Here is an 18,419-nt window from a genome sequence, read left to right on the forward strand (position 1 = left end):
GATCAACCCTCGCGCCGTTCAAAGTCGATACGCGGATCGACCAGTACATACATCAAATCCGACAGAATGCCGACAACCAGACCGATCAGGCCAAAGATGAACAGCGTGCCAAACACGATCGGATAATCGCGCGCCACGGCGGCCTCGAACCCCAGTCGCCCCAGCCCATCAAGGCTGAATATCGTCTCGATAATCAGTGATCCGCCAAAGAACACACCGATGAACACCGCCGGAAAACCGGCGATCACAATCAGCATCGCGTTGCGGAAAACATGGCCGTAGAGCACCTTGCGTTCCGACAACCCCTTGGCCCGCGCCGTCATCACATATTGTTTTTTGATCTCGTCGAGAAAGCTGTTTTTGGTCAGCAGGGTCAGCGTCGCAAAAGCACTGATGGTCGAGGCCAGAACAGGCAAGGCAATGTGCCAGAAGTAATCGCCAACCTTGGCCAACGGGCTAAGCTGATCGAAATTATCCGACGTCAGTCCGCGCAGCGGAAAGACCTGCCAGTAAGAACCACCCGCAAACAACACCAGCAGCAAAATCGCGAACAGAAATCCGGGGATCGCATAAGCCGCGATAATCGCGCCGGATGTCCATGTATCAAAGGCCGTGCCGTCCTTGACCGCTTTGCGGATGCCCAGCGGGATCGACACCAGATAGGCAATCACCGTCGACCAAAGCCCCAGCGTGATCGACACCGGCAGCTTTTCCTTGATCAACTCGATCACACTGATCGACCGGAAATAGCTCTCTCCGAAATCAAAGCGCATGTAGTTCCACATCATGTTCAGGAACCGCTCGACCGGGGGCTTGTCGAAACCGAATTCTTTCTCAAGCTCTGCGATAAATTCGGGCGGCAGACCACGCGCCCCGACATAGTTTTCATTGGCTGTGGCCGCATCGGCATTGCCCGCATCATTGCCACTGCCCGAAAACCCTTCGAACACGTCACCGCCGCCTTGAATACGCGCGATCGCTTGTTCAACCGGGCCGCCGGGCACGAACTGCACCAGCGCAAAGTTGATCAACATGATCCCGATCAACGTCGGTATAATCAGCAAAAGCCGTCGAAGAATATAAGCGCCCATATGCGGCGTTTACCTCAGCGCACCGGCGGCACGCAAGGCCGCCGCTTTGTCGGCATTGTACCACCAGAAATCGAGGTATCCCAAGGCATAGGCGGGCTGGGTTTCGGGGTGTTCATACTGGTTGTAATAGGCGGTCCAGAAGCTGTCGTTGTACCAGGTCGGGATCATGATGAATTCGTGCCGCAAGGCGCGGTCCAACGCCATCATGCTGGCGTCTTCCTCTTCCTTGGTTTGTGCGGCCAATGACGCTTCGATGATCGCGTCAACCATCGGGCTGGCCAGACCGGCGGGGTTAAACAGGGAATAGCTGGCTGCCTCTGACCCGTAAAGCTGCGCCAATCCGGTGCCCGTGCCCAGGAACGGACGGTAGCCATCGAACACAAGATCATAGTCGCGATCGCGTTCGCGGGCCGTATATTGCGAACTGTCGACTTTCTCCAGAACCGCGTCGATGCCCATATTCGTCAGGTTCGACATAAAGTTTTCGATAACCGCAGACAGCGTGGCCGACCCCGACGAATTCAGCAAAAACGTCAGGCGCAGCGGCTTGCCGGTTGCGTCATAGCGTTTGCCATCGGTGCCCACGGCCCAACCGGCCTCGTCCAGCAGCTTCATCGCGCGGCGCAGATTGCGGCGGTCGAGCAGGCGGGACGGGTCCGACACATGCGGCACAACCGCGTCTTGGGTCAGCATTTCAGGCGCGATCACATCGCCAAGCCGCTCTAGCAGCGCCAGTTCCATGCCTTGGGGTTTGCCGGTGGCCATCAAGGGCGTGTCCTGGGTGAATGACGCGCGTGGCTTGAACAACCCGTATTGCAGGGATTCGTTGGTCCATTCAAAGTTGAAGCCCAATGCAACGGCCTCGCGGATACGCTTGTCTTTCAACACCTCGCGGCCAAGGTTGAAAATGATCCCCGAAGGCGTCGGGGGCGACCCGTCGGGGATGTCTTCCTTGACCACATATCCCGCATCGACCTTGGGGAAATCATAGGCAGACGCCCATTGTTTGGAATTTCCTTCGGTGCGGAACGTGTATTCACCGGCTTTAAACGCCTCGAAGGCAGAGTTTTCATCGCCGAAATACTCAATGCGAATCGTATCAAAGTTATTGCGGCCCACGTTGAACGGCAGATCGGCCCCCCAATAGTCGGGGTTGCGCTTGTAGACGATGCGCCGGTTCACATCGACCGTGTCGATCACATAAGGGCCGGACCCCGGCGATGTCATCAAACGGGATTCGTCCAGCCGCGCGCCGGATTCCTCGTACCATTTCTTGGACCACGCAGGCACGCCGCCCACCTGATCAATCAGGCTGCGGCGCGAAATGCCGGGGGTGAAATAGAATTTAACGGTATGGTCGTCGATCACCTCGACCTTGGGAATGCGCTGGCGCACAGCATCCGCATAGGATTTCAGCCCCTGATCCAGCAACAGGTTGTGGCTGAATGCGATGTCATGCGCCGTCACAGGGTCGCCAGTCGAAAACTTGGCATCCTTGCGCATGTGGAAAATCACCCAATCCTTGGTGTCGGGATATTCGAGGCTTTCACACAGCAGGCAATAGGCCTCTCCATAGACATCCGCAGGTGCGGCCTCGTTGCCCGTCCCCTCGCCCAGCAGGCTTTCAAACATGATGGTGCTTAACGCGCCGCCACGGCCCTTGCGGGAATAGGGGTTCATCGAATCAAACGTGCCCAATGTGGAAATCGAAATCTCGCCACCCTTGGGGGCATCGGGGTTCACATAATCGAAATGCGGATAATCCGCCGGATATTTCAGATCGCCGTAAAACGAATAGCCGTGACTGCGGATCATCTTGCCCTCTTGGGCATAGGCTGAAACGCCGACCAGCATCGCCCCCAAAGCCAGAAATGCCACCCAAAAGGCTTGCGAATATGTCTTGCGGGCGCGGGCAGACGCGATCATGCGGGCGCGGGCAATTGTCCGGGGCATCAGATTTTCCTTTGCAAAATTCTCGGGGTGGGCGGTTTAGACCCTTTTTCCAAGCTAACGGCCCAGAACGCCCGAATACAAGTTGCGAATATGTTATCTGGTTGAAATCTGACCCCCAAACGCAAAAGGCCGCCCAACAAGGGGCGGCCTTTGTGAAATCTGTGAGACGGCTTAGTTGTCCAGGCTGTCCAGATACGCAATCACGTTCGCGCGGTCTTCGATCTTGGTCAGACCGGCAAAGCCCATTGTTGTACCGGGCGCAAATGCCGCCGGCTTTGTCAGGAACGCGTTCAGGTTCTCTGGGGTCCAGACATCGGCCGCTTTTTCAAGGTTGCCGGAATAGGCTGAAAATCCTTCGGCGCTATCGACCGCGCGGCCAACAACATCGTACAGGTAGGGGCCCACGGCGTTTTCGCCTTTGCCCACTTTGTGACATGCGCCACATTTGCGGAAAACTTTTTCACCCGCGCCAACATCGGCAGAGGCCAGCACCGCCGAGAAATCAACGGCGTCGTCGGCCGGGGCATCGCCGCCATCCGAGGCAACTTCAACAACGTATCCAGCCTCACCGTGTACTTCGTTGTGGTAAACCTCTTCGCTGGCAAACTTGCCAAGCAAAAGAACAAGCCAAGCGCCAAAAAGGCCGGCAGCTACTTTAGTGATCGTCATTGTATCGAACATGCGTGTAGGTCCATCGTTGGTATTCGGGCATTGCGTTGTCCGCGTATCTATTGCTTTCCCTCCCTCGGGGCAAGGTGTAGTTAGCGCGACGAAACGCCCACATTGGTAAAGGTCTTATAAAGGACGCGCAAAATGAGCCAAAAAAATGCACCTCGCATCGCTTTTCAGGGCGCTTTGGGCGCTTACAGCCACGAGGCATGCCTTCAATCGCGCCCTGACATGATTCCCGTGCCCTGCCTGACATTCGAAGATGTTTTTCACGCCGTGCGCGACGGTCGGGCCGATTTGGCCATGTTGCCTGTCGAAAACACGACCTACGGGCGGGTGGCCGATATTCACCGCTTGCTGCCCAAAAGCGGCCTGCACATCATCGATGAGGCTTTTGTACGGGTTCGCATCAGTCTGATGGCACGGCCCGGTGTCGCGCTCGAAGACATCAAACATGTGCGCGCGCATATGGTCTTGATCCCGCAGGCCCGCCGCTGGCTGGATGCCCATGGTATCGGATCGGAATCTGCAACTGACAGCGCAGGGGCCGCCCAGGAACTGGCCGCGTCAGGCGAACGTGACGTCGGCGTGCTGGCCAGCGAAGTCGCCGCAGATATTCACGGCCTCACTGTTCTGGCCCGCGACATCGAAGATCTGGACCATAACACCACCCGGTTCTTGTTGATGGCCCCTGAAATCGACACCACACGCCGCGCCGAGAAAATGCTGACGACATTCGTCTTCGAGGTCCGCAACATTCCTGCGGCGTTGTACAAGGCCATGGGCGGGTTTGCGACAAACGGTGTGAACATGACCAAGCTGGAAAGCTATATGGTCGGTGGATCTTTTACCGCGACGCAGTTTTATTCCGACATCGAAGGGCATCCCGAGGATCCGGCCGTACAGCGCGCTTTGGAAGAATTGGGCTATTTCACCAACATGCTGGAAATTCTGGGCGTCTATCCTGCCGATCCCGACAGACAGAGCTAACGACCCGGCAGAGCTAGCGAACGGCAGTATCAGCGGGCCTTATCTGGCCTGCTGATAGCGTTCTTCCATATCCTTGGCATATTCATTGACCCGCTCTTTGTACTTCTTGGTCAAAGACGTCTTGGCCAGCTTCAAGGATTGCACCAGCAGGCGCGCAGACAGGGTTTTCGGCTTGATCTCGAGCGTCGACACAATGCGCGTCCGGCTTCGCGACAGGGCCAGCAATTCGAAATACATGTCGCCCAGCAATCCGGGCGACTTTGATTCAAGACGCATTTCGGTAGGCTGCTCGAAGGTCACCATCTCGACCTCGATTTCGCGCCGTTTGCCGCGCATGTCAAAAGCCGCTTCCCACTTCATCCCGTTTCCGGGGGCGGTCATTTTGTCCACACGATGCACCTCGGCACCGCGCCGCATGGCCGCGCGTTCGAACGTGTCGAACTCGCACAACATGCCGAACACGGCATCAATGGGTGCCTCAATATCCTCTTTTGTCGAAAACTTCATGCTACCGCCCGATCATTTTGTGAATCATCGCCTCAATCCAGCGTATCTGCAAGCCAGTTTTCCACCAAGAAGTGGGCAATCGCCCCTTTCCGTAAGGGCAAGATCGTCCTGTGTCGCCCTGCAAATATGTCCATCATCTCTTCTCTGCTGACCCAAAGCGCGTCTTCGATTTCTTTCGGATCAATTTTAATTTCCCGACTTGTTGCATCACCGGCACAGCCAAACATAAGCGATGCGGGAAACGGCCAGGGCTGGCTCGCCAAATAGGTGACTTCGCCGACAGTCACACCGGATTCTTCGAACACCTCACGGCGCACAGCCGCTTCCAACGTCTCACCCGGTTCGACAAAACCGGCCAACAGCGAATACATCCCCGCGGGCCAGCCCGGCGACCGCCCCATCAGGACAGAATTGCCATGGGTAATCAGCATGATCACCACCGGATCGGTGCGCGGGAAATGCGCCCCGCGACATGCCGGGCAATTGCGCTGCCAGCCCGCATCATTGATCACGGTTTCAAACCCGCAGCGGGCGCAAAACCCGTGGCTGTCATGCCAGGATAGGATCGCCTTGCCCGTCGCGGCCAGCTCCGCATCGCGGGGGGCCAACCACGTCATCACCCGCCGCAATTCGACAAAAACATAGTCTTGCGGTAACATTGGATGGTGTTGCTCGCTTGGGTCCATAAACTGGCCCAGCTGTCGCGGATCAACGTCGTCGGGCATCCATTGCGAAAGATCATAGGCGAACCGCGCCGCGCCGTCTTCCCGACCCAGCAGGATCGGCGTCCCGCTTGCGTCCTCAAGCGCGGGGTGATCCAGCGGCAAACGCACAAGCGACGCCGGGCGCGTCGGATCAATCATGACCTTGCCCCGCCAAAACAGGATCGCACGTGCAGCATCATCCGCCTTCAGCGCCGCAACTGCGTCTTTGTCGCCCCGCACCTCGCCTGCGCGGTCCAGCGATGAACCCCCAAATGTAACCGTTTCCGCGTGCTTCATGTCGTTTCCCATTCCCTGTTTACCCACTGAGTAGTCAGCATCAGAGTCAAAGCCAAGCCTAGGCAAAATACATCAGGGTTAAAATTTCAATTAGCGCTGGAATGATATCTGGCTACTCTACCCTAACGAATCTCGGAGGCACCTTGGTACCTAGCGGACATCAGACGTTTGGAACGGATCGTTGTGCCCAGTTTGGCAGTGGGCACCATTCATGATGCGCATCACTGCAAAACTGCGCCTTCTTGCGACAACGGATCTGCATATGAACCTGCTCGGATTCGATTATGCCACTGACAGCCAAGCCCTTACCAACGGCATTGCGGGGATCAGCACGCTTGTCGCCAAGGCCCGCGCGATGGCCCAAGCAGGTGGGCGGGCTGTTGTTCTGCTGGACAATGGCGATTTTCTGCAAGGCACCGCGCTGGCCGACTGGCACAGCACGCGCCCGCCAACAAAGGACCACCCGATTATTCGCGCTTTTAACGCCATGCAATATGACGCAGTCGGCCTGGGCAACCATGATCTGGATTACGGCACCACCTATCTGGCCGAGGCGATCAAGGGTCTGGATTCCCCGGCAATTTCAACGAACCTCGCGTGCGACGCGCTTGCCGGCGTCAGAAAACACATCATGATCGCGCGGCAGGTCCGTACAACCCAAGGCACATCCGAAGGCACCGCAACCTTGAACATTGGCGTTGTGTCGGCACTGCCGATCGAGACGGCGATCTGGAACAAGCTTGAACTGCCCGATGACGCCACCATCCAGGATCCGTTAGACTCCATCGCCGATGCCGCCGCGCTGTTGCGCGCGCGCGGGGCGGATCTGGTCATTGCCCTTGCACATATGGGGATCGGCCCGTCGAAAACCGCTAACACCTGCGGAAACTCGGGCGCGGCGGTCTTGGCGCAATTGCCAGATATCGACGTGGTCATCGCAGGCCACACCCATCAGCGCCATCCGCAGGGTGATGCGGGCGAAACGGTCATCGGCACCGCCTGCCCGATCGTCATGCCCGGATATGCAGGGGCCGATCTGGGGGTTATCGACCTTGATCTGGAACGCGGTGCCGATGGCAAATGGCGGATCGCGCAACAGAGAACTGCCCTCTGGCCGAACACGAATACGGTCGCGGCAGATCGTACCATCACCAAGATCAGCGCCCCGGCCCACCACGCAACACGGGATTATCTGTCCGAAACCATCGCGGAGATTTCCCATGACCTGCACAGCTATTTCGGCATGGTCTGCCCCAGCGACGCCCATGCCCTTTCGGCGCGCGCCAAAGCGATCGAGGTCAGACAGGCGTTGGCGACCACCCCGTTTGGGCAGCTTCCCCTGCTGGCCACAGCGACCGCCCGTGCCGCCGGAGGACCAAACGGGCCGACGAATTACATTCACATCCCCAAAGGCCCGGTGTTGCGCAGACATCTGGCAAATTTCGCCCCCTCCACCAACCGGACCTGCGCCATGCTGGTGACCGGCGACACCCTTCGAAACTGGCTGGAGCACTCCGCATCTGTGTACCGCCAGATATCAACCGACGCGCCGGAACAACCCTTGCTGGATCACACCAACCCCAGCTTCATTTTCGATACGATCTATGGGCTGGACTACCGGATCGACCCGTCACGCCCGGTCGGGCAGCGGATCACGACCCTGCATCACGACAGCAAAGCGGTCACGCCGGACCAACGCTTTGTTCTTGCGACGAACCATTTCAGGGCCGCAGGCGGTGGCGGATATAGCGACCTGAACCTGCCCGCGCCGCTGTTTCAAAGTGACCTATCCCCGGTTCAGGGATTCGTGCAGGCGTTGCAGAGCGATGATCTGGCCGAATGGACGCACACCGCCCCGTGGCGACTGAACTGTTCGGGCCGGTGCAAGGCCGTGTTCGAATGCAGCCCGCTGGCCCTGCGCTATTTTGATCAGATCCGCACGCTTTCCCCCGAAATACTGGGCCACACCGAAACCGGATTCGACCGCGTCCAGATCACCTTGTGAACCTTGCACTTTGAAAAACACCGTACTATATGGACCTCGAGAGGTTGGTGCGGGCAGGTGCCTCGCCAACCCGGTCAGATCCGGAAGGAAGCAGCCGTAACGAGCCCCACTTGGGTCGTTATCAGCCTCTCACCTTAGCGTATTTTGCAAAGCAAAATGCGCGTCGCCCCGGCAGGGTCATCCAAAGGATGGCACGAGAGGGGCAATAGCCCCAAAAATTCCACGGCCCCCGTGATGCTAATGCGATGCTTTCGCCCTTTTCGGCCATCCGCAATTTCACGAGCGTACAGACGCCGGTTAAGTTACCCAAAGACAACTTAACCATCCATTTATAAACGCAACTCTTACCTTACAGCAAAGACCACAAGGGCGCGCTCACAGCCGTTCAGCCGCAAAGGTGTCGCATTGCCCGACCTGACCGCTGTCAAACCCGCGCTGGAACCACGACGATCTTTGCGCCGATGTGCCATGGGTAAAGGTATGCGGCTGCGGTGCGCGCCCGGCCTGCTTTTGCAGGTAATCATCGCCGATCTTGCGCGCCGCATTCAAGGCCTCGTCCAGATCGCCACGCTCCATCAAGCCTTTGACGTTTTTCGCCCAGATGCCCGAAAGACAATCGGCCATCAGCTCCAACCGGACGGTCAGGGCATTCGCCTCAGCTGTTGAGGATTGCCGACGCAGCGCATCGACTTGCGGCAGGATACCCAACTGGTTTTGCACGTGATGTGCCACTTCATGGGCAATCACATAAGCCGCAGCGAAATCGCCGCCCGCCCCCATGCGCTGCGCCAGCATGTTGAAAAACTGCGTGTCCAGATACGCTTTTTCATCGGCAGGGCAGTAAAACGGCCCCGACGCGCCCGACGCACCCCCACACGCGCTTTGCGTTACGTTCGAGAAGACCACCAGTTTCGGCGGCACATAGTCGCGCCCCAGCTGATCGGGAAAGATATTGCCCCAGACGTCTTCGGTGGTTGCCAGAACCTGCGCCGAAAACTGCGTCGCCTGCGCATCTGCCTCAGTGACCTGTGTTCCCTGCTGGGTCTGTCCGCCGCCATTGAGCAAGGGCGACACGTCAATGCCGGTGAAATACCCGATCGCCAGAACCGCCAGCACGCCGACCAGCCCCAGACCACCCTTGCCACCGCCGCCGCCACCTCGACCGCCGCGCAGTTCAACATTCTTGCTTCGCCGTATCCCTCGCAGTCGCATCGCGTGCCCCCAGTCTAATATCCATTCAGTTGAGGTATGTTTAACCTTTAGCAGCCCCCCCGTTCAACGCCTAACACTGCCATGCCCAACAGCGGTGGACGCTGCCCTGCCCGCGCCCTATCTTGGGCCACAAACCGAATCCCCGAAGGATCCTCATGTCAGCACCCTCTGCCTACCGCGTTCTTGCCCGCAAATACCGGCCCGAGACCTTTACCGATCTCGTCGGTCAGGATGCCATGGTGCGGACCCTGAAAAATGCTTTTGCCGCAGACCGCATTGCGCAGGCGTTTATCATGACCGGAATCAGGGGCACCGGCAAAACCACCACCGCGCGGATCATCGCCAAGGGAATGAACTGTATCGGGCCGGATGGTCAGGGCGGCCCGACCACCGAACCCTGCGGGGAATGCGAACATTGCGTGGCCATCATGGAAGGCCGCCATGTCGACGTGATGGAGATGGACGCCGCATCAAACACCGGTGTCGGCAATATCCGCGAGATTATCGATTCCGTGCATTACCGTGCGGCCTCGGCCCGGTACAAAGTCTACATCATCGATGAGGTGCACATGCTGTCGACAGGTGCGTTCAACGCCCTGCTGAAGACGCTTGAGGAACCGCCCGAACATGTGAAGTTCATCTTTGCGACCACGGAAATCCGCAAGGTGCCGGTCACGGTGCTATCGCGCTGCCAGCGCTTTGATTTGCGCCGGATCGAACCCGAGGTGATGATCGCCCTGATGCGAAAAATCGCAACCTCCGAAGGCGCGGAAATTGCTGATGACGCGCTGGCGCTGATCACCCGCGCCGCCGAAGGATCGGCCCGCGATGCGACCTCCCTGCTCGATCAGGCGATCAGCCACGGCGCAGGCGAAACCACCGCCGTTCAGGTGCGCGCGATGCTGGGGCTGGCCGACCGTGGCCGGGTCCTGGACCTGTTTGACATGATCCTGCGCGGCGATGCGGCGGGTGCGTTGAACGAACTCAGCAGCCAGTATTCGGACGGGGCCGACCCGATGGCGGTGCTGCGCGATCTGGCCGAGATCACCCATTGGGTGTCAGTCGTGAAAATCACCCCCGACGCCGCCGAAGACCCGACCGTGTCGCCCGAAGAACGCAACCGTGGCCTGACCATGGCCGACACCCTGCCGATGCGCGTGCTCACGCGGCTGTGGCAGATGCTGCTCAAGGCGCTGGACGAGGTCGCAAGCGCGCCCAACGCAATGATGGCGGCTGAAATGGCGGTGATCCGCCTGACCCATGTGGCCGACCTGCCCAGCCCCGAAGAACTGGTGCGCAAGCTTGGCAATGCAACACCGCCCCCCGCGGCCCCGCACGCACCCGCGCCAAACGGTGGCGGTGCTGGTGGTGGCGGCAGCGGTGGGACCGCGTCGGCGATGGCCGGGCAGCATGTGCAATCCGGCGGGTCCACCGGCGTCACCATGACCGCAACCGCCCCGGCGATCGATCAGGCGCTCGCGCGGTTTCCCAGCTTTGAACATGTGGTCGAACTGATCCGCACCTACCGTGATGTGAAACTGCTGGTCGAAGTCGAAAACACCGTGCGACTGGCCGCCTACCAACCCGGCCGCATCGAATTTGCACCCACCGATGATGCCCCACGCGATCTGGCGCAACGTCTGGGCACGCGCCTGCAACAATGGACGGGCAACCGCTGGGCGGTCATCATCGTCGGCAACAGTGATGCGAAAACCATCGCTGAAATCCGCGATGCCAAGGAAAACGCGCTGAAATCGCAGGCTGAAAACCATCCCTTGATGCAGGCCGTGATGGCGACCTTTCCAGGGGCGAAAATCCTGTCGATCCGCACCCCCGAAGACATCGCAGCCGCCGCCGTGTCCGAAGCCTTGCCCGAGGTCGAAGACGAATGGGATCCTTTCGAGGACGATTAGGCCCGACACCAAAGGGGCAGACAAGCCGCCCCTTGTCCCACGCCCCCGCAATTCGCATATAAGCTAAGACACGAAATTCAGGAGACGTCACAATGTTAAAAGGTTTGGGTGCCATGGGTGACATGGCCAAGATGATGAAAGCCGCGCAGGAAATGCAGGGCAAAATGGCGCAGATGCAAGAAGACATGCACAATATCATCGTCGAAGGTGAATCCGGTGCCGGCCTTGTCAAAGCGACCTGCACCGCCAAGGGCGAATTGAAATCGCTCGACATTGATCCGTCGATCTTTAACGGCGACGAAAAAGAAGTCGTCGAAGACCTGATCCTTGCCGCCATCAAGGATGCGCAAGCCAAAGCCACCGATCGCGCCCAGTCAGAGATGAGCAAACTCACCCAAGGGATGGGCCTGCCCGCCGACATGAAGCTGCCCTTCTGATCCTTCCAAATGGTTCTAAATCCTCGCCGAAGGCATAAAATCTCTTTTTGAAACCCACGCGAGGCCCACCCCCTTGAGCAGCACACGCGATATCGACGCCCTTATTGATCTGATGTCGAGGCTTCCGGGCCTCGGCCCCAGATCGGCGCGGCGCGCGGTGCTGCATCTGATCCGAAAACGCGCCCTGCTGCTGACCCCGCTGGCCGATATGATGCAGACCGTCGCCGTGACGGCACGTGAATGTCTGAATTGCGGCAATGTCGGCACCAGCGATGTCTGCGATATCTGCACCTCTGAAAAACGTGCAAATGGCGAACTTTGCGTCGTCGAAGACGTGGCCGATCTTTGGGCGATGGAACGGTCGGGCGTGTTCAAGGGGCGCTATCACGTGTTGGGCGGCACCTTGTCGGCGCTTGATGCCATCGGCCCGCAGGAACTGCGCATTCCCCGTCTGATCGACCGCGTGGCGACGGAAAACATCACCGAGGTCATTCTTGCCCTGAACGCCACAATCGACGGGCAGACCACCGCCCATTACATCGCCGACCAGCTTGACGGGCAGGTACGTCTGACATCGCTGGCCCAAGGTGTGCCGATTGGTGGCGAACTGGATTATCTGGATGACGGCACGATCACCGCAGCGATGCGCGCGCGCAAAGCAATCTAGATCAGATCAGATCAATCCGGTTTCTGACGCAGCTTTGCCAAGGCTATCAGTGCCGCGTCCCGTTCTGCTTCCAGTTCGGCAATGCTGCGCCCTGCGGCCTCGGCCGTAACGCCCTGCACCAGTTTATCGCGCACTTCAGGGGTCAGGCTGGGGGTGCCCAAACTTGCCCAGCGTTTTTCCTGACTGGCCCCGAGGTGGTCCAGATAGCCTGCCATGCCCCCCGCACCGCCGCCCAGATGATAGGCCATATGCGCGCCCAGCACGGACCAGCGCAGACCGGGGCCGTTTACCAGCGCTTTGTCCACGGCTTCGACATCGGCAATCCCTTCGGCAACGATATGCACCGCTTCGCGCCACAACGCCGATGCAAGGCGGTTGGCGATATGACCGACGGCTTCTTTTTTCAACCTGACCGGCACCGATCCCAAGCCGGTGTAAAATGCCTCGGCCCATGCGACGATGGTGTCATCGGTGCCAAAGACTTCGACCAGTGGCACCAGATGCGGCGGGTTGAACGGGTGCGCGGTGATCAGGCGGTCGGGGTGTTTCATGCCCACAGACAGATGCGACCACGGATGCGCCGAGGTGCTTGAGGCGATAATCACATCCCGCGCAACAAGCGCTTCGATCCGGGCATAGAGGTCTTGTTTGAGCGGTACATTTTCGGGGGCGTTTTCCTGGATCAGGCGCACGTCCTGAACCGCTGCGTCCAGATCAGTGCAAAGGTGCAAGCTGCCTTGGGGGCCAGTCGCCCCGCCGATTTCATCCAGTTGCGCCAAGGGCACGGACACCCTTTCGCGAAATCCGGCAAGCACCTGCGGGTCCGGGTCCCAAGCGCGCACATCATGGCCCGCGCGTAAAAACAACGCCGTCCAACTGGCCCCGATCAGACCACACCCCAAAACAGCGACAGTGGTTTTTTCAGGCATCAAGGGTCTCTTTCCGAAAATAATGCGCCGCCGTTAAACAACTTCGTCCAGCTCGAGCACGGTCTCGACCCCGTTTTCCAGCACATAGACGCAGCCCTGACGGTTTGTCAGTTGTCCCAGTTCAGCGCGGCTTAGCCCGCATAATTCGCCGCGCAGCAATTGACCGCTTAGGCCATGGGCAACAATCACGGTGGGCTGTGTCAGCGTCGCCACGAAATCCCGCACACGGGCTTGGAATGTATCAAACCCTTCGCCACCGGGGGCGGCTGCGTAGAATTCGATATGGGGGCTTTGGGGCGTGATGCCCTCGGGCAGGTTCTTGAAGATATCGGCGCGCAAATGGCCTTCCCAATCGCCAGCAAAGACCTCCTTGAGGCGGTCATCCATGTCATAATCACGCCCGCCCAGCGCGATATCAGCTGTCTGGCGCGTGCGTTTGAGCGGCGACACGATGCAGGGCGGATTGTGCGCGAGGATGGGGGCCATCAGTCGCGCTTGCTGATGGGCGTGCTGGACCCCGCGTGGCGACAGCACCGATTCGGTTTGGCCCTGCACACGCCCTTCGGCGTTCCATTCGGTCTCACCGTGACGCAAGAACCAGACTTTGGGATAGGATTTCATCGTCACGTGCCTTTTTGAAACTGCTATTCACGCGCAGTCTGACCCATGGCCGCGCAAAGGCCAAGCCGATGATTGCGCCGCGCCACCCGTTGGCGGCGCAGCGGCGCGGGGTTCTTAGCTGTCGTAGCCCGGATTGGTCCGCTTGAGTTTGCGCATCAAACCCGGCCAGACCAGATTATCGCCTGATCCGGGTGTAAAGGCACCTGCCGCTTGGCTCGCCACCAGATCGGCCATGTCTTGGGTTTCTTCGTGCAGGTGTTCCTCACCCCCCGCCGCTTGGGCGAAAATCTGGGTTTTGCAGGCGTTTTCAAGGAAATACATCCGCAAGAAAGCCAGCGCACAGTTCGGCCCCACGGTCAGCGTGCCGTGATTGCGCAGCATCAGCAGGCTTTTGTCGCCCATGTCGTTCACGATGCGGTCGCGTTCATCAAGGTTCAGCGCGATGCCTTCGTAGTCGTGATAGGCCAGATCATTATTCACGATCATCGAGAATTGCGTATAGCGCCGCAGCCCGCCTTTTTGCACCGACACGGCCACACCGTAAGGTGTGTGCACGTGGATCACACAGCCCGCATCATGACGCGCGGCATGGATGGCAGAGTGGATGGTGAACCCCGCCGGATTGATGAAATACGGCGTTTCCTGACAGATATTGCCATCAAGATCGATTTTCACCAGCGATGAGGCAGTCATTTCGTCGAACATCAGGCCGTAGGGATTGATCAGGAACCGTTCCTGCCCGTCTTCGTCCGGCAGCCGCGCCGAGATATGGGTGAAGACCAGATCGGTCCAGCCGTGCATCGCGCAAAGCCGGTAGGTCGCGGCCAGTTCGCAGCGCAATTTCCATTCAGTCTCAGATACTTTGCCCTTCAAGCTGGGCAGATCAGCCGGATCGGGGATGTCGAAACCCGTCCCCCTTTGCATCGCTGATTGATCATTCATCGCTCACTCCTCCCTTAAAGTTGGGGCAACTATAGCGCGGCGCAGGGTGCAGTAAGCAAGCGTCATTCCCGGAATTCCAGCTGTCGCCTCCCTAAATTAACGGTATATCTTGCGCAGTTGAGGTGGATATTTCTGCTTTAGTGTACTATCGCATACCAAACTTCCTGAAAGGCTTGAAACCATGGCTGATACGAACACACCTGACATCATTTATACCAAGGTCGACGAGGCACCAGAACTGGCGACCTATTCCTTGCTGCCGATCATTCGCAGCTTTGCCGATGCGGCGGGCGTGTCCGTTGGCACACGCGACATTTCGCTGGCAGGTCGTATTCTGGCCGCCTTCCCCGACGCGCTGACAGCCGATCAAAGACAGTCGGACGATCTGGCTTTTCTGGGCGAACTGGTAAAAACACCTGATGCCAACGTGATCAAGCTGCCGAACATTTCCGCATCGGTGCCGCAATTGGTGGCCGCCGTTAAGGAACTGCAATCCCAAGGCTACGCCCTGCCCGATTACCCCGAGGCCCCCAGCACCGACGCCGAGAAAAAAGCCCGCGCTGCCTATGACGCGATCAAAGGGTCGGCTGTGAACCCGGTTCTGCGCGAAGGCAACTCTGACCGCCGTGCGGCGATTGCGGTCAAAAAATACGCGATGGCAAACCCGCATTCGATGGGCACATGGTCCAAGGACAGCAAAACCAAGGTTTCCGCGATGTCGGGCGGTGATTTCTTCTCGAACGAGAAATCCCTGACGTTGACGGACGCCCAGGCAGGTGCCGCCAAAATCGTGCACGTGGCCGCTGACGGGTCCGAGACCGTGCTGAAAGACGGCGTGACCTTCCCTGCCGGTACTGTTGTTGACACGACATTCATGTCCGCCAAGGCACTGGACAAGTTTCTGGCCGAGCAGATCGAAGAAACCAAAAAAGACGGCACATTGTTCTCGCTCCACATGAAAGCGACGATGATGAAGGTGTCGGACCCGATCATTTTCGGCCATGCTGTGCGTGAATTCCTCAAGCCCGTTTTCGACAAATACGGTGATGAGTTGAAAGCCGCGGGCGTGAACCCCAACGCCGGTATCGGCGACATGATGGCCCGTATTGAGGGCAACGCCGAGATTGTTGCTGCAGTCGAAGCCGCCATGGCCGCGCAGCCGCCAATGTATATGGTCAACTCGGACAAGGGCATCACCAACCTGCACGTGCCGTCTGACGTGATTATCGACGCGTCGATGCCCGCGCTGATCCGCGCCGGTGGCAAGGGCTGGGGCCCGGACAACAAGGAACACGACACCAACTGTGTGATCCCTGACAATTCCTATGCCCCCGTCTATGACGAAAGCATCAAGTATTTCAAAGAAACCGGCGCGCTGGACCCGACAACTTCGGGCACTGTGCAGAACGTCGGTTTGATGGCCCAAAAGGCCGAGGAATACGGCTCCCACCCCACCACGTTTGAAATTCCTGCCGATGGTACGGTCAAGATGATCGCGGCCAATGGCGATGTGATTTCCGAACACAGCGTTGAAGCGGGCGACATCTGGCGCGCCGCATCGGCCCGCAAGGCACCGATCGAAGATTGGGTGCAACTGGCCATCGACCGTCAAAAGGCCGAAGGCTGCGAAGCCATCTTCTGGCTGGATGCAGACCGCGCCCATGACGCCGAACTGATCGCCTATGTAAAGCCGATCCTCGAAGCCAAAGGCGTGGCTGACAGGTTCCAGATCCTGTCGTCCGCCAAGGCCACGCGTCAAACGCTGGAAACGATCCGCACAGGTGCGAACTCCATCGCGATCACCGGCAACGTGCTGCGCGACTATCTGACCGATTTGTTCCCGATCCTCGAACTGGGCACCTCGGCCAAGATGCTGTCGATCGTGAAGCTGATGCAGGGCGGTGGTTTGTTTGAAACCGGTGCTGGCGGGTCTGCCCCCAAGCACGTTCAGCAGTTGGTCGACGAAAACCATCTGCGTTGGGATTCCTTGGGTGAATTCTGCGCCTTGGGTGAAAGCCTCAAGTTCCTGGCCGATCAAAAGAACAACGAAAAGGCACGGATTTTGGGCAAGGCGGTTGATGATGCCACGCAAGGCATCCTCGACAACAACAAATCGCCGTCGCGGAAAGTCGGCCAGCCCGACAACCGCGCCAGCCACTATTATTTCGCGATGTATTGGGCGCAGGCCTTGGCCGCACAGACCGGTGATGCCGATCTGGCCAAGCATTTCGCCCCTATCGCGGAAAAGCTGGCCGCGAACGAAGACAAGATCATGGCCGAACTGGCCGAGGTCCAAGGCAAAGCCGTTGATCTGGGGGGGTACTTCCATTCGGACCCGGCCAAAACCGAAGCGGTCATGCGCCCCTCGGCCACGCTGAACGCCATCATCGGCTAAACGATCCAGCCCCGCCCCTTAGCTTAGGGGGCGGGGTTTTTCTTTGATTATTCCCTTAGCCAAGGCTTGCCCATGACCCGCTTTTCCCTTGCCGTGCATGGTGGTGCTGGCACGATCCTGAAATCCTCCATGACGCCAGAGCTTGAGGCCGCTTATCACGCCGGTCTGCGCCGCGCGCTGGATGCGGGCCATGCTGTTCTGGCCGATCAAGGCAGCGCGCTGGATGCTGTTACCGCCGCCGTTTGCGCGCTTGAGGACGAACCGTTGTTCAATTCCGGGCGCGGGGCGGTATTCACCAGTGACGGCCAACAAGAAATGGACGCCGCCATTATGGAAGGTGAATTTCGCCGGGCCGGTGCCGTTGCCGGCATTTTCGGCCCGCGCAACCCGATCCGCGCGGCCCGTGCGGTGATGGAACGGACCGACCATGTGCTGCTGATCGGGCCGAACGCGCTGAAAACGGCCCGCGACGCAGGCCTGCCGTTCGAGGACGCCCCCTATTTCTTTACCCAGCCCCGCTGGGACGCGCTGCAAGCCACGCTCAAGATGCGCAGCGACGGCACGCTTGATGACGACCCTGCCCGCCGTCACGGCACGGTTGGCGCTGTCGCCTGCGATGTGCATGGCACGCTGGCCGCCGCCACATCCACGGGCGGGATGACTGCCAAGGCCCCCGGTCGCGTGGGCGATACGCCGCTGATCGGCGCGGGTACTTTCGCCGACAATGCCACCTGCGCGGTATCTGGCACCGGCCATGGCGAGGTGTTCATCCGCTTTACCGCCGCCTCCGAGATTGCCGCCAGAATGCGCCACGCCGGCCAGTCGCTGGCCGATGCGGCGGACCATGTGGTGAACGTCGATCTGGCGCAAAACGACGGGTCGGGCGGCGTGATTGCCGTTGATGCACAGGGCAATATCGCGATGCCGTTCAATTGCGAGGGCATGTATCGCGGGTCGGTCACCCATGAAAATCGTTTCGAGACGCTTATATACCGGTGACACGGTATCTGTGCGCAGGTGCAGGGTCGTCCGGTTTGCCAAATAGATTGCGCGAATCCACACCATAGGTTTGCCACCACAGCGGTAT

At 59.1% G+C, this 18,419-nt stretch carries 16 protein-coding genes and 1 other RNA gene; 8 read left to right on the top strand and 9 right to left on the bottom strand.

Annotation, left to right across the window (positions count from 1 at the left end; genetic code table 11):
* Window positions 1–2 precede the first annotated feature (2 nt).
* The 3 genes from ACSQ13_RS12460 to ACSQ13_RS12470 form a co-directional block, all read right to left on the bottom strand.
* Window positions 3–1,091, bottom strand: coding sequence for a microcin C ABC transporter permease YejB (locus tag ACSQ13_RS12460; RefSeq protein WP_176250777.1), 1,089 nt, complete (start codon window positions 1,089–1,091; stop codon window positions 3–5).
* 9 nt (window positions 1,092–1,100) lie between these two features.
* Window positions 1,101–2,945, bottom strand: coding sequence for an extracellular solute-binding protein (locus ACSQ13_RS12465; protein WP_295511803.1), 1,845 nt, complete (start codon window positions 2,943–2,945; stop codon window positions 1,101–1,103).
* Window positions 2,946–3,215: 270 nt separating this feature from the next.
* A complete protein-coding gene (locus ACSQ13_RS12470; protein ID WP_295511760.1) occupies window positions 3,216–3,725 on the bottom strand; it encodes a c-type cytochrome in 510 nt (169 codons plus the stop codon).
* 132 nt (window positions 3,726–3,857) lie between these two features.
* On the opposite strand from ACSQ13_RS12470, the gene ACSQ13_RS12475 reads away from it, so the two are divergent.
* Window positions 3,858–4,703 (top strand): prephenate dehydratase, encoded by an 846-nt coding sequence (locus ACSQ13_RS12475; protein WP_176250779.1) that lies wholly within the window; start codon window positions 3,858–3,860, stop codon window positions 4,701–4,703.
* 39 nt (window positions 4,704–4,742) lie between these two features.
* On the opposite strand, the gene ACSQ13_RS12480 is transcribed toward ACSQ13_RS12475, so the two are convergent.
* Both ACSQ13_RS12480 and nudC read right to left on the bottom strand, forming a co-directional pair.
* Window positions 4,743–5,210: an SRPBCC family protein gene (locus ACSQ13_RS12480; protein ID WP_295511759.1), complete on the bottom strand. Its 468-nt coding sequence runs from the start codon at window positions 5,208–5,210 to the stop codon at window positions 4,743–4,745.
* A gap of 32 nt (window positions 5,211–5,242) precedes the next feature.
* On the bottom strand, window positions 5,243–6,211 hold the full coding sequence (nudC, locus tag ACSQ13_RS12485) for an NAD(+) diphosphatase (RefSeq protein ID WP_176250781.1): 969 nt from the start codon (window positions 6,209–6,211) through the stop codon (window positions 5,243–5,245).
* Window positions 6,212–6,422: 211 nt separating this feature from the next.
* Between nudC and ACSQ13_RS12490 the strand changes: the two genes are divergently transcribed.
* Together ACSQ13_RS12490 and ffs are read left to right on the top strand one after the other, a co-directional pair.
* Window positions 6,423–8,216: a bifunctional metallophosphatase/5'-nucleotidase gene (locus tag ACSQ13_RS12490; protein ID WP_295511756.1), complete on the top strand. Its 1,794-nt coding sequence runs from the start codon at window positions 6,423–6,425 to the stop codon at window positions 8,214–8,216.
* Between the two features lie 37 nt (window positions 8,217–8,253).
* An RNA gene (gene ffs, locus ACSQ13_RS12495) (signal recognition particle sRNA small type) lies at window positions 8,254–8,351 on the top strand.
* 240 nt (window positions 8,352–8,591) lie between these two features.
* Here ffs and ypfJ read toward each other — a convergent pair.
* Window positions 8,592–9,428 carry a KPN_02809 family neutral zinc metallopeptidase gene (gene ypfJ, locus ACSQ13_RS12500; RefSeq protein ID WP_295511755.1) on the bottom strand — a complete coding sequence of 279 codons (837 nt, stop codon included), beginning with the start codon at window positions 9,426–9,428 and terminating at the stop codon, window positions 8,592–8,594.
* Between the two features lie 155 nt (window positions 9,429–9,583).
* Here ypfJ and ACSQ13_RS12505 point away from each other — a divergent pair, with 155 nt between their 5' ends.
* The 3 genes from ACSQ13_RS12505 (at window position 9,584) to recR (ending at window position 12,445) form a co-directional block, all read left to right on the top strand.
* Window positions 9,584–11,341: a DNA polymerase III subunit gamma/tau gene (locus ACSQ13_RS12505; protein ID WP_295511753.1), complete on the top strand. Its 1,758-nt coding sequence runs from the start codon at window positions 9,584–9,586 to the stop codon at window positions 11,339–11,341.
* 92 nt (window positions 11,342–11,433) lie between these two features.
* Window positions 11,434–11,778 carry a YbaB/EbfC family nucleoid-associated protein gene (locus tag ACSQ13_RS12510; protein WP_176250785.1) on the top strand — a complete coding sequence of 115 codons (345 nt, stop codon included), beginning with the start codon at window positions 11,434–11,436 and terminating at the stop codon, window positions 11,776–11,778.
* Between the two features lie 73 nt (window positions 11,779–11,851).
* Entirely contained in the window at window positions 11,852–12,445 is a 594-nt protein-coding gene (gene recR / locus ACSQ13_RS12515) for a recombination mediator RecR (RefSeq protein WP_176250786.1), read from the top strand.
* Window positions 12,446–12,456: 11 nt separating this feature from the next.
* Here the strand turns inward: recR and ACSQ13_RS12520 are convergent, their stop codons facing one another.
* From ACSQ13_RS12520 to ACSQ13_RS12530, 3 genes are all read right to left on the bottom strand, one after another.
* Window positions 12,457–13,374, bottom strand: coding sequence for a 3-hydroxyacyl-CoA dehydrogenase NAD-binding domain-containing protein (locus tag ACSQ13_RS12520; protein WP_176250787.1), 918 nt, complete (start codon window positions 13,372–13,374; stop codon window positions 12,457–12,459).
* A 33-nt stretch (window positions 13,375–13,407) separates the two neighbouring features.
* Complete coding sequence (locus ACSQ13_RS12525; RefSeq protein ID WP_176250788.1) at window positions 13,408–13,995, bottom strand: histidine phosphatase family protein; 588 nt, start codon at window positions 13,993–13,995, stop codon at window positions 13,408–13,410.
* Between the two features lie 114 nt (window positions 13,996–14,109).
* Window positions 14,110–14,937, bottom strand: a complete 828-nt coding sequence (locus ACSQ13_RS12530; RefSeq protein WP_295511752.1) for a class II aldolase/adducin family protein — start codon at window positions 14,935–14,937, stop codon at window positions 14,110–14,112.
* Window positions 14,938–15,118: 181 nt separating this feature from the next.
* On the opposite strand from ACSQ13_RS12530, the gene ACSQ13_RS12535 reads away from it, so the two are divergent.
* Together ACSQ13_RS12535 and ACSQ13_RS12540 are read left to right on the top strand one after the other, a co-directional pair.
* Window positions 15,119–17,332: an NADP-dependent isocitrate dehydrogenase gene (locus ACSQ13_RS12535; protein WP_295511750.1), complete on the top strand. Its 2,214-nt coding sequence runs from the start codon at window positions 15,119–15,121 to the stop codon at window positions 17,330–17,332.
* Window positions 17,333–17,404: 72 nt separating this feature from the next.
* A complete protein-coding gene (locus tag ACSQ13_RS12540) occupies window positions 17,405–18,331 on the top strand; it encodes an isoaspartyl peptidase/L-asparaginase family protein (RefSeq protein WP_295511748.1) in 927 nt (308 codons plus the stop codon).
* The last annotated feature ends 88 nt before the right edge of the window (window positions 18,332–18,419 follow it).

This window comes from Sulfitobacter sp. SH22 (genome assembly GCF_965641905.1).
In the GTDB taxonomy this organism is placed as follows: Bacteria; Pseudomonadota; Alphaproteobacteria; order Rhodobacterales; family Rhodobacteraceae; genus Sulfitobacter.

What these genes read in the sequence shown, in the direction of transcription:
- ACSQ13_RS12460 (WP_176250777.1), bottom strand. Translation starts at nt 1,091, where the DNA reads ATGGGCGCTTATATTCTTCGACGGCTTTTGCTGATTATACCGACGTTG.
- ACSQ13_RS12465 (WP_295511803.1), bottom strand. Translation starts at nt 2,945, where the DNA reads ATGCTGGTCGGCGTTTCAGCCTATGCCCAAGAGGGCAAGATGATCCGC.
- ACSQ13_RS12470 (WP_295511760.1), bottom strand. Translation starts at nt 3,725, where the DNA reads ATGTTCGATACAATGACGATCACTAAAGTAGCTGCCGGCCTTTTTGGC.
- ACSQ13_RS12475 (WP_176250779.1), top strand. Translation starts at nt 3,858, where the DNA reads ATGAGCCAAAAAAATGCACCTCGCATCGCTTTTCAGGGCGCTTTGGGC.
- ACSQ13_RS12480 (WP_295511759.1), bottom strand. Translation starts at nt 5,210, where the DNA reads ATGAAGTTTTCGACAAAAGAGGATATTGAGGCACCCATTGATGCCGTG.
- nudC (WP_176250781.1), bottom strand. Translation starts at nt 6,211, where the DNA reads ATGAAGCACGCGGAAACGGTTACATTTGGGGGTTCATCGCTGGACCGC.
- ACSQ13_RS12490 (WP_295511756.1), top strand. Translation starts at nt 6,423, where the DNA reads ATGATGCGCATCACTGCAAAACTGCGCCTTCTTGCGACAACGGATCTG.
- ypfJ (WP_295511755.1), bottom strand. Translation starts at nt 9,428, where the DNA reads ATGCGACTGCGAGGGATACGGCGAAGCAAGAATGTTGAACTGCGCGGC.
- ACSQ13_RS12505 (WP_295511753.1), top strand. Translation starts at nt 9,584, where the DNA reads ATGTCAGCACCCTCTGCCTACCGCGTTCTTGCCCGCAAATACCGGCCC.
- ACSQ13_RS12510 (WP_176250785.1), top strand. Translation starts at nt 11,434, where the DNA reads ATGTTAAAAGGTTTGGGTGCCATGGGTGACATGGCCAAGATGATGAAA.
- ACSQ13_RS12520 (WP_176250787.1), bottom strand. Translation starts at nt 13,374, where the DNA reads ATGCCTGAAAAAACCACTGTCGCTGTTTTGGGGTGTGGTCTGATCGGG.
- ACSQ13_RS12525 (WP_176250788.1), bottom strand. Translation starts at nt 13,995, where the DNA reads ATGAAATCCTATCCCAAAGTCTGGTTCTTGCGTCACGGTGAGACCGAA.
- ACSQ13_RS12530 (WP_295511752.1), bottom strand. Translation starts at nt 14,937, where the DNA reads ATGAATGATCAATCAGCGATGCAAAGGGGGACGGGTTTCGACATCCCC.
- ACSQ13_RS12535 (WP_295511750.1), top strand. Translation starts at nt 15,119, where the DNA reads ATGGCTGATACGAACACACCTGACATCATTTATACCAAGGTCGACGAG.
- ACSQ13_RS12540 (WP_295511748.1), top strand. Translation starts at nt 17,405, where the DNA reads ATGACCCGCTTTTCCCTTGCCGTGCATGGTGGTGCTGGCACGATCCTG.